Consider the following 9165-nt stretch of genomic DNA (forward strand, 5'->3'; position numbering starts at 1 on the left):
GAAATAAGTTAAAATATGATTTGTATTATGTTAAGAATCATAGCTTCTTTATGGATGTGTTGATTGTGATACAAACGGTTGAAGTTGTGTTGTTGGGCAAGGGTGTTCATTAAACTGTTATTGTAGTAATCACTGGGTGTCAAAGCGAGCTCGTAAGCAGGGTAGGTTTATTGTGTTAGGGCGAAGAGCTTGTTCGTTTTTAAGATTAGAGTAAGGGCAAAGGGTCGAAGGATGAAAATAAAACTAATTATTTGTTTTGTGTTGGTGGGTTTTCTAAGTGCCTGCTCGACTAAGAATGTTGTGAAGGAGCAGCCTGTTGAAACCAGTATAGGGGTTGTAGAAGAATACCTCTTAGGTGTTGGCGATGCTGTACAAGTGAATGTTTGGAGAAATCCAGACCTGTCAGTATCTGTTCTGGTGCGCCCGGATGGAAAAATCTCTGTACCTTTGGCTGGTGACATCGAAGTGGATGGCGTATCGACCGCTGAATTATCAACGATTATTGAGGATAAACTCAATAGTTATATTCGCAACCCCAAAGTAACGGTGATTGTCTCCAATCCAACGAGTGCGGATTTTATTCATCGAATTCGAGTAACCGGTGCGGTGCAGCAACAAAGATCGATCCCTTATCGTAAAGGTATTACAGTTTTAGATGTGGTGTTAGAAGCGGGTGGTGTAACTGTATTTGCAGATGGCGACGGGTCTAAGTTGTATCGTCAGACAGCTGAAGGAGCAAAAGTTTACCCGATCTATTTGAATGATATATTAGAAAAAGGAATTCTGGATTCCAATTATACCCTTTACCCGCAAGACATTATTACTGTTCCAGAGAGAGGCTTCTAGACGAATATGGATTTTGCGCTGTTAATTCGTTATATCGGTGTCATTTTTCGAGAGTTGTGGCAGAGAAAGTTTTTATGCTTGTTTGGGTTCACTGTCGTGAGCTTTGCAGTATTGGTGACTGGGATTTTCTGGCCTTCAAAGTTTGAAACATCCGCCACAATCTTTGCCGATAACCAGAATATACTAAAGCCACTTTTAGCGACTCAGGCTGCGCAATCTAAGGTCCAGAACCATACGAAGGTTGTACGAGATATGATCCAGTCTCCTCGGATCCTAAAGACAGTGGTTGAAAATGTTTATGGGATCGACAGCTTTGAATCTGCAGAGGAGCTGGGGCAGCAGATAAATAGTCTGCGTTCTAAAGTTCAAGTTAGAGGTCTGGGGGCTGGTTACATTAAAGTAGCCTATTCAGATTCAACGGCTGATGACGCTTACAGGGTGATAAATGAGGTTGTAGATGTTTTTATTCGTGCAAGTACGGATGAGCAGCGTACGGAAAGTCGCGAAGCTTTTTTGTTTATCGATAACCAGGTAAAGCAGTATAAAGATCAACTATTGCTGGCAGAAGAGCGCTTGAAGAACTTCAGGTCTCAGAATTTTGATGGTCGTGACGGTGATGTGGATTCAAGTATTAGTCGTATTCGCTCGCAAATAGAAGAGCTAAAAATAAGTATCGACGAAGATGAGACATCCATTGTAGCGGTTCAAAGGCAATTAAGTAACGAGTCCGAGTTTTCTTCCCAGAAATATAAAGCAGACGTGTATGGTGAACGCCTTAAATCACTAGAGGCAAGCCGTAATAATTTGTTGTTAACCTATACTGAAGATTACCCTGATGTAGTAAGTTTAACTTATCAGATCGAAGATATTCGTGATGCTATGAGGCAAGCCGATGCGAATAAGAACTCAGATAATGATAATTCGGGAGCTGGTAACGAGCAGGAAGCAGTATTAAACCCATTATATCAAGAGCTTCGAAGTAGCTTGTCGAACGCTATTACCCGAAAGCAGACGAAAGAAAAACGCTTAAGTGCGTTACGGGGCTTGATGGATAAAGAGTTTGACCGGCGCAAACGTATTGCAGAAAGAGGAGCGGAAGAGGCAGAGCTTACTCGAGACTATACAGTGACTAAGCGTATCTATGAAGATATGCTTGAGAGAAAAGAGAAGGCTCGTTTATCAATGACATTGAACGTTGAGGGGCAGGGTGTAACTTATCGTATTCAAGAGCCGGCTTTACCGCCGCTTAACCCTGTTGGCTTGCGTTTTTTACACTTTGTTTTATTGGGGCCAATAGTCGGATTGTTGGTCATTATAGGTTTGGCTGTTGCATATATTTTTGTTGATCAGCGAATTCGTTTTCCTGAACGTTTACATGAGCTTGATGTAACGACTTTAGCTGTCATTCCTCATATTAAGACCGCTTTTACAAAGCGCGTTGTAAGAATTGATATGATCATTTGTGTCGCGCTTTCTATTGTAATTTTGGCTGCATATATAGGTTTGGCATTTGCTGCGAAGTTGGGGATGGTTTAGATGAGTGATATTTCTCAAAGTCAGGGCGTAGCCGGTTTTAAAACGGGTGATCAAGAACGGGCTGAAATTAGGCGTATGGGAGAGGTGGATCAGTTCACTATTGAGGAATTGGAGCGCCTTAAGCTAATTAGCGGTCAGAAAACCAACGCTAAAATTCTAAATATATTTAGAGAGCTGCGAACGCAGCTAATGAAAAAGAATAATAAAAAGAATTTTGTATGTATGGTGACTTCTATCTGTCATCAAGGTGGCGCGAGCTATGTCGCGATGAATCTTGCGAGCGTTTTTGCTTTGGATAAAGCCAAAACCAGTATGTTAATTGATGCAAACCTATACGCGCCAAGCTTGGAACAGTTGATTATTGGGGATGCGAGCGTTGGTATTACTGACTATTTAAGTCATGCAAGCTTTGATGTCAAAGATGTCGTTTATGCGACGGGTGTTCCGCGTTTGCGGGTTGTGCCGATTGGCGATAATAGTGAGGGTGCTGCAGAGTACTTTTCATCCGATAAGATGCAGCATTTTATTGATGAAATTCGTTCACGATACAGTGATCGCTATATTTTTATTGATGCCCCGCCAGTCACAGAATCGTCAGAGGCAAGAATATTGACCGAAATCGCAGATATGGTTGTGTTAGTGGTTCCTCATGGTCGAGCTACTCAGGAGCAGGTAGAAGCTGCAATTGATGTGGTTGGAAAAGATAAGCTAGCTGGCCTGGTTTACAATAATTAAACTTATGATGAATCGGTGCTCACTTCTCAGGTTTATATGCTTACTTGGCCTTTCTTTGCCCGTATTGGCAGCCGAGTATACTGCAGTGTTATCGAATAGTGTTGAGTACACAGATAACATAGGCCTTGCAAGTGACGTAAAAGATCAAGATACCGTTCATACCCTCTCCCTCTCTGCTGGTGTAGTAGAAGAAAGAAAAACGTTTCAAACCAATGCTAACTTTACTCTAGAAAAAGACCACTACTATAGCGGTAGTTACGAGGGTGAAACGACCTTGAGTACAGGGTTGGGATTATTAAACTTTGATCTAATTGAGGATTTCTTAAGTTGGCAGACGTCTTTTACGCGTAGCCAGACTCTTGATGACCCGCTAGAGCAAGCAAGGCCGGGCAACCTAGGGCATAGGGATACTCTTTCCAGTGGCCCGAGCATTACCTATGTAGTGTCTCCAACTACATATTTAACAGGAGAAGGCAGCTATACAATCGTAGAAAATTCTCAAAGTAATACCTCAGATACGCAGCGTGCTGATTTTTCCGCGGCCATTGCTCACCAAATTAACTCGATTACCGGTGTGAACTTAACCGGGCAATATGAAGTAATGTTGGATGCTGACGGTACTGAAAAGTATGACCGTATTCAGCTGGGTGTAGGTTTTTTTCGTCAATTTGTTGATGGCAGTGTTAGTTTAAGTGCAGGGCGCACGCAGTTAGTGCCTGAAGAGAGTGCAGAAACTGAATCAAATTTTTATAGTTTATCTTTTAACCGGCAACAGCTTTGGTTGCATGATGTGACGCTTAGCTATTTGGAAGATATCTCTGACGCGTCAATCGGGTTCGAAGTTACGGTCCCGGGCATCAGCTCTTTTGCTGCAGATGGAAATGATATTGTGAAGCGGCGCGTGGCCTCTTTGAGTATTGCTCGTGAGTTTGGAGTATATGATTATGGTTTTAACTTTTCATGGGAATATGAGAATTATGAGTTGCAAAATGAGGATGAGAAGATAAAGGAAGCCAGCTTCTCAATAGGACGGGATATTTTCTCGGATTTTTCGATGGGCTTTAATGTTGAATTCAATCAGACTGACTACCTGGAGCAGGCAGCAGTCGGCAAAGACTATACGGCCACTTATCAAATAGATGCTGATTATCAGTTTTCTCCGAGCCTTAGAATGGGAGGCTTCATTCAGCACGAAACGAGACGAAACTCCCAGAATGCCGTGCGGGAATATGAAGAGTTGTCAGTAGGAATTAGTCTCAATTGGACTTTGATCTAGAGCTGCAATTATCAATAACTATTGTGTTTGTAGGGATGTGTTGAGCATTAAATGCAATAAAGGATGATTCATGAATAAGAAAAAATTACTAAGCAGTTTATTCTCGCACCTCGGTTTACTTCCACTGCTGCGTTTGTATGATTCTAGAGCTCCATCTTTAAAAATACTTGCATATCATCGTGTTATGGATATCGACGTAGATAAGTACTTATTTGATCAACACTTGGTTGATGCATCCGTTGAGGATTTTGATCGCCAAATGAAGTTTTTATCGAGTAACTATAATGTCTTGCCATTGTCTGAAGCTATAGACGCTTTTGAAAATGCAGGAAATCGAGAAATCGTCTCACTAACCTTTGATGATGGTTTTGATGACCTTTACCACAATGTTTTTCCAATCCTTAAGAAATATAATATCAGGCCAACTATCTTTATCACGACGGGTTTAATAGGTACTTCTGATACGCTCTGGTCTGAAAGGTTGGTGTATGCCCTTAAGTCGAACATTGGGCGAACCTTAAGTGCAGCCCCGGATGGTGCGGACAAAACTATTGAAATTCAATTGTGCAATGTAGAAACGATAATTGAGGATTTCTTACGTTTCTTGAAGCGTATTCCAGACGATAAACGACAACAAAGACTCTTGGATCTTTTTGAGGAGCTGGGAATCGAACGAGAGCAAAGTTACCCTGATAGCAAAATGATGACCTGGGATATGGTCGAGGAAATGTCCGATTGGGGGGTGGAATTCGGTTCACACTCTGTAACGCACTCTGTTCTGGCAAATCTAGATGTGGAAAGTATGAAGGCAGAGCTCTTTCAGTCGAAGGATGCTATTGAGAAACGAATTGGGCGCTGTGAGGTGTTGGCCTATCCTGTGGGTGGCGTCGGGGCATTTAATCAGGATGTAATGGACGCCGCAAAAGAGGCGGGGTTTAAAGTAGCTTGTTCCTATTTATCGGGTGTTGTAAGTTCTATTGATCAGGGGATATATGAATTAAAGCGCTTACATGTGGATAGTACGGTCACACTAAGCTGGTTTAAAGGCTTGTTGACTTGTCCTAGGTATTTTGCTGCAAATTATATGGACGATTAAGGAGCGTGGCCTTTGTTGCATTAATAGCCTACTTGGCTTTTGTTTTAATTCGGCCTCAAGAGTTCTTTGGGCCGCTTATGGGGTTGCCGCTTGTAAAATTCTCACTCATTGTTGCTGCATTGTTTATGCTTGCTGACAAGAATCGTCGTTTTGATGCCCCGCAGAATAATTTATTGTTTTGGTTAATTCCAGTTATATTTTTATCAGCTTTTGTTAATAACTCTTTCGCATATGCAGTTGAAAATCTAACTGCTTATCTAACTTCGATTTTTCTTCCTTTTCTGATTATTCAAAATCTGGTGAATACTGAAAAGAAGCAGCATATTGCACTACTTTTAATGGTGGTTGCAGCTTTGGTTATGGTTAACGACGGCATGGCCCAAAAGGCATCAAATGACGGTGTGGGCTGGAGTGGTGCGGCTCTATCTCAAGGGACTAGGATTACTTACTTGGGAATTTTCAATGATCCGAATGATCTAGGGATGTACTTGGTAATGGTCCTGCCACTTACCTTCTACTTTTTTTATCGTGCAAATACCCTTCTCAAACCTTTGTTTATGTTTTCAGCTGGCTTTATATTGTATGGCATATATTTAACTAATTCGCGCGGAGCGTTGTTGGCAACAATGTCTCAAGTCGGTTTATGGTTCTTTAATCGCTATGGCCTAAAGAAGAGCATGATTGCCGGGGCATTTGCAGCACCTGTTGCTTTGGTTGTAATGAGTATGTTTAGGGAAATAGACTCCGAAGAAGCTTCTGCTGAAGGGCGCTTAGAAGCTTGGTATGAAGGTTTTCAGTTGCTTTTCTGGAAGCCGGTTTTGGGGGTTGGTATGGGGCAGTTTACAGATCATCACTATCTGACAGCTCATAATTCTTTTGTTTTGGTGTTTTCTGAGCTGGGCTTGAGTGGCTACTATTTATGGGTTGGGTTCTTAACATTTTCTGCTCTGATGTTATTGCTTATCTGGAATAAGAAAATAAAGGGGAGCTTATTTGAGAAGGCAAGTGCTACTGAACAGTCCATTGCTCGTACCTTAACTTATTCTATGCTTGGCTACTTGGCGACAGCTTTTTTCCTAAGCCGTTCTTATACACCTATGTTATATATTTTTTGTGCGATGTTTGTTGCGGGTTTTTATCGTACGACTGGATATCAAAAGGGTTACTATCGTCTCAGCTTTAAAGACTATTCAGGCAAGGTTTTTCTAGTATTTTCAGCCAGCTTGGTTTTGATCTATTTTACGGTCCGTTTTTTATTGTGAGGTTACTTTGCCTAAGAGCGTGTTAAAAAACACCTACTTTTCTTCGATAAATATCTACTTCGAATATTTGCTAGGTTTGATCATCTCTATACTGATCGCTCGCAGTTTGGGACCGGAGCAGTTTGGTGTCTATAGCTATCTGGTAAAAGTGGCGGGTATCAGTATTATTCTGACAAATGCAGGTATTTCTACTGGTGCAATAAAATTTATAGCGGAAGCACGTGCTCAGGGGCGCGAAGAAAAGATACCGGCAATATTTAAATACTTCCATAAGATCCAAATGCTCAAGACTGCTCTAGTAACAGGAGGCTTGACTGTGCTTGTGCTTCTTGTGCCAAACTTATTGATCGAAGAGCAGTACAGGCATTTACTGTTTTTTCTGATATTGGCAATTATTTTTAAAAGTGCGCATATGTATCGTGTGGGGGTGTTTAAAGGCTTCGAGCGTTTTGATTTCCTTGCTTATACCGTGTTGTTGGTGGCGCCAATAAACTTACTACTGGTTTGTGTGGTTAAATACTTAATGCCTGAATTGGCAAACTTCTACATGCTGTTTTCGGGCGTTGCTGTATGTTACTGGTTTATTTCGGGTTTTTACTTGAAGCGTTTGAGCCTAAAAAAGGGGGGGGAGCCAGCTATAACGCTTGATACGGCTTTACGGAAACGTATATCACATCATCTAAAAATTGTATCTATCAATACTATTATTGGCAGTCTGGCTATTGGGCAGTGCGAGGTTTTATTGTTAAAATATTACGCAAGTAACGAGGCTATTTCGTACTTTACGATTGCTCTGACTATCTCTGGTGCTGCCTTGTTATTGGTTCCCGGCGTATATAGCTCGGTTCTACTACCAGTTATTGCTCGCTCGGTGGCTGATGTAAATCAGGATCCTGCCGTGCGTATCAAGGAATCATCGCGTTACTTGTTCACATTAGGGGTAATGGTGGCCGCACCAACCTTGTATTTTGGCGAGCATGTGGTGGCGCTTCTCTATGGTGATGCCTTTTCTCAGGCGGGTATTATATTAGGGTTCTTTATTGTTGTGGGAACACTGAATGCTTTTAAGGAGCCGGTGAATGCTTATTTGCTCAGTGTTGATAAGCAGTCGCTGATGCTTAAGCTGAGTATTTTTGCGCTTATTCTGTCTTTGAGTGTGAATTTGACTCTCATTTCTCAGTGGGGGTTACAGGGTGCTATCACTGCATACATTATCGTGGCAATTGTTCTTGTTGTCGTGCTTCTCGGGATCGCTTATCGCTTCCTGGGGATTGTTCCGGATATCAGAAAACTATTGTGGGTGCTTGTTTCTGCATTTGTTTCCTTACAGTTCTCGATCTATGTATCCGGCTTTTTTGAGGGGGTTGTGGAAATTATCGTTGGCTATATTTGCTTCGGGTTAGTGTATCTGCTGTTGCTGATCGTGCTGAATGCACTGAGTGCCAGCGATTACCAAATGCTAAAAACGATGAGCGAGCGTTTAGGGCCAAAAGTGTCGGCAATAATTTGTCTGCTTGTGAATGTACGCTTAAAGATATAACAGGGACGAGATATGTATAGCTGGTTGTTTAGAACATTATTATATCCGCTTTATGAAACACATATGGCTAAGCGTAAGACGCTTGCTTATGTTCATGAGTACCAAGAAAACCAAAATCGTTCTCTATCTACTCTGGAGTCTATTCAACTAGATAAGCTTCGAGCCTTGCTGGTTCATACTTATGAGAATTGTGCTTTTTATCAGTCGCAGTGGGATCAGATTGGATTTGACCCCGCCGCTGTAGAGAGTGTCAAAGACCTTGAGGTATTACCTGTACTTGATAAAGATGTTATTCGTGATAACTACGAAGGCTTTGTAGCAGCTACACATAAAGGGAAGAACATTAAGAAAGCTACCGGAGGTTCATCCGGTGTGCCGTTCAGGTTTGAATTGGATCAAGAAAGTAATGAGCGCCGGCAAGGAGTCATGTGGAGAGGGTATGGAAACCTTGGTGCCGGGCTTGGTGTTAAATCACTTTATTTGTGGGGAGCGAACATTGCGCCTGTTGGTGCTAAGTCAGCCCTTAAAGATAAGCTTTATCACGCTTTCTATAATCGAAAGATATTAAACTCTTTCGAAATGACGGCATATAACTTGGGAACTTATGTTGAGCAGATTAACGCCTACAAAGCTGAGGCAATAGTTTCTTATGTCAACCCTTTGGTAACGTTGGCAGATTATATTATCGAGAATGATATAACCATTAAATCACCTAAGTCGATTTTGACTGGCGCCGAACCATTATATGAGTTTCAGCGGGAAAAAATCGAAAGAGCTTTCCGAGCGCCAGTATATAATACTTACGGTTGTCGGGAGTTTATGTTGATTGGTTCGGAGTGCAAAGAAAAGAATGGTTTGCATACAAATATTGATC

9 protein-coding genes are annotated in these 9165 nt (G+C 41.7%); all 9 read left to right on the forward strand.

Annotated elements, in window-relative coordinates; genetic code table 11:
• On the forward strand, window positions 1-113 hold a 113-nt coding region (locus A3763_RS27825), incomplete at its 5' end, for a sugar transferase (protein WP_197483152.1).
• 118 nt (window positions 114-231) lie between these two features.
• Entirely contained in the window at window positions 232-846 is a 615-nt protein-coding gene (locus A3763_RS26215) for an XrtA/PEP-CTERM system exopolysaccharide export protein (RefSeq protein ID WP_082880615.1), read from the forward strand.
• A 6-nt stretch (window positions 847-852) separates the two neighbouring features.
• Window positions 853-2382: an XrtA system polysaccharide chain length determinant gene (locus A3763_RS26220; RefSeq protein ID WP_068634368.1), complete on the forward strand. Its 1530-nt coding sequence runs from the start codon at window positions 853-855 to the stop codon at window positions 2380-2382.
• Window positions 2383-3117, forward strand: a complete 735-nt coding sequence (locus A3763_RS26225) for a hypothetical protein (protein ID WP_068513993.1) — start codon at window positions 2383-2385, stop codon at window positions 3115-3117.
• A 55-nt stretch (window positions 3118-3172) separates the two neighbouring features.
• Entirely contained in the window at window positions 3173-4393 is a 1221-nt protein-coding gene (locus A3763_RS26230) for an MtrB/PioB family outer membrane beta-barrel protein (RefSeq protein ID WP_197476021.1), read from the forward strand.
• A gap of 70 nt (window positions 4394-4463) precedes the next feature.
• A complete protein-coding gene (locus tag A3763_RS26235) occupies window positions 4464-5489 on the forward strand; it encodes a polysaccharide deacetylase family protein (protein WP_068513998.1) in 1026 nt (341 codons plus the stop codon).
• A 5-nt stretch (window positions 5490-5494) separates the two neighbouring features.
• Entirely contained in the window at window positions 5495-6751 is a 1257-nt protein-coding gene (locus A3763_RS26240) for an O-antigen ligase (RefSeq protein WP_068514001.1), read from the forward strand.
• A 7-nt stretch (window positions 6752-6758) separates the two neighbouring features.
• Entirely contained in the window at window positions 6759-8291 is a 1533-nt protein-coding gene (locus A3763_RS26245; protein ID WP_082880616.1) for an oligosaccharide flippase family protein, read from the forward strand.
• Between the two features lie 12 nt (window positions 8292-8303).
• Window positions 8304-9165, forward strand: an 862-nt coding sequence (locus A3763_RS26250; protein ID WP_197483153.1) for a phenylacetate--CoA ligase family protein, incomplete at its 3' end; no start/stop codon positions are given.

The organism is Oleiphilus sp. HI0128 (assembly GCF_001635365.1).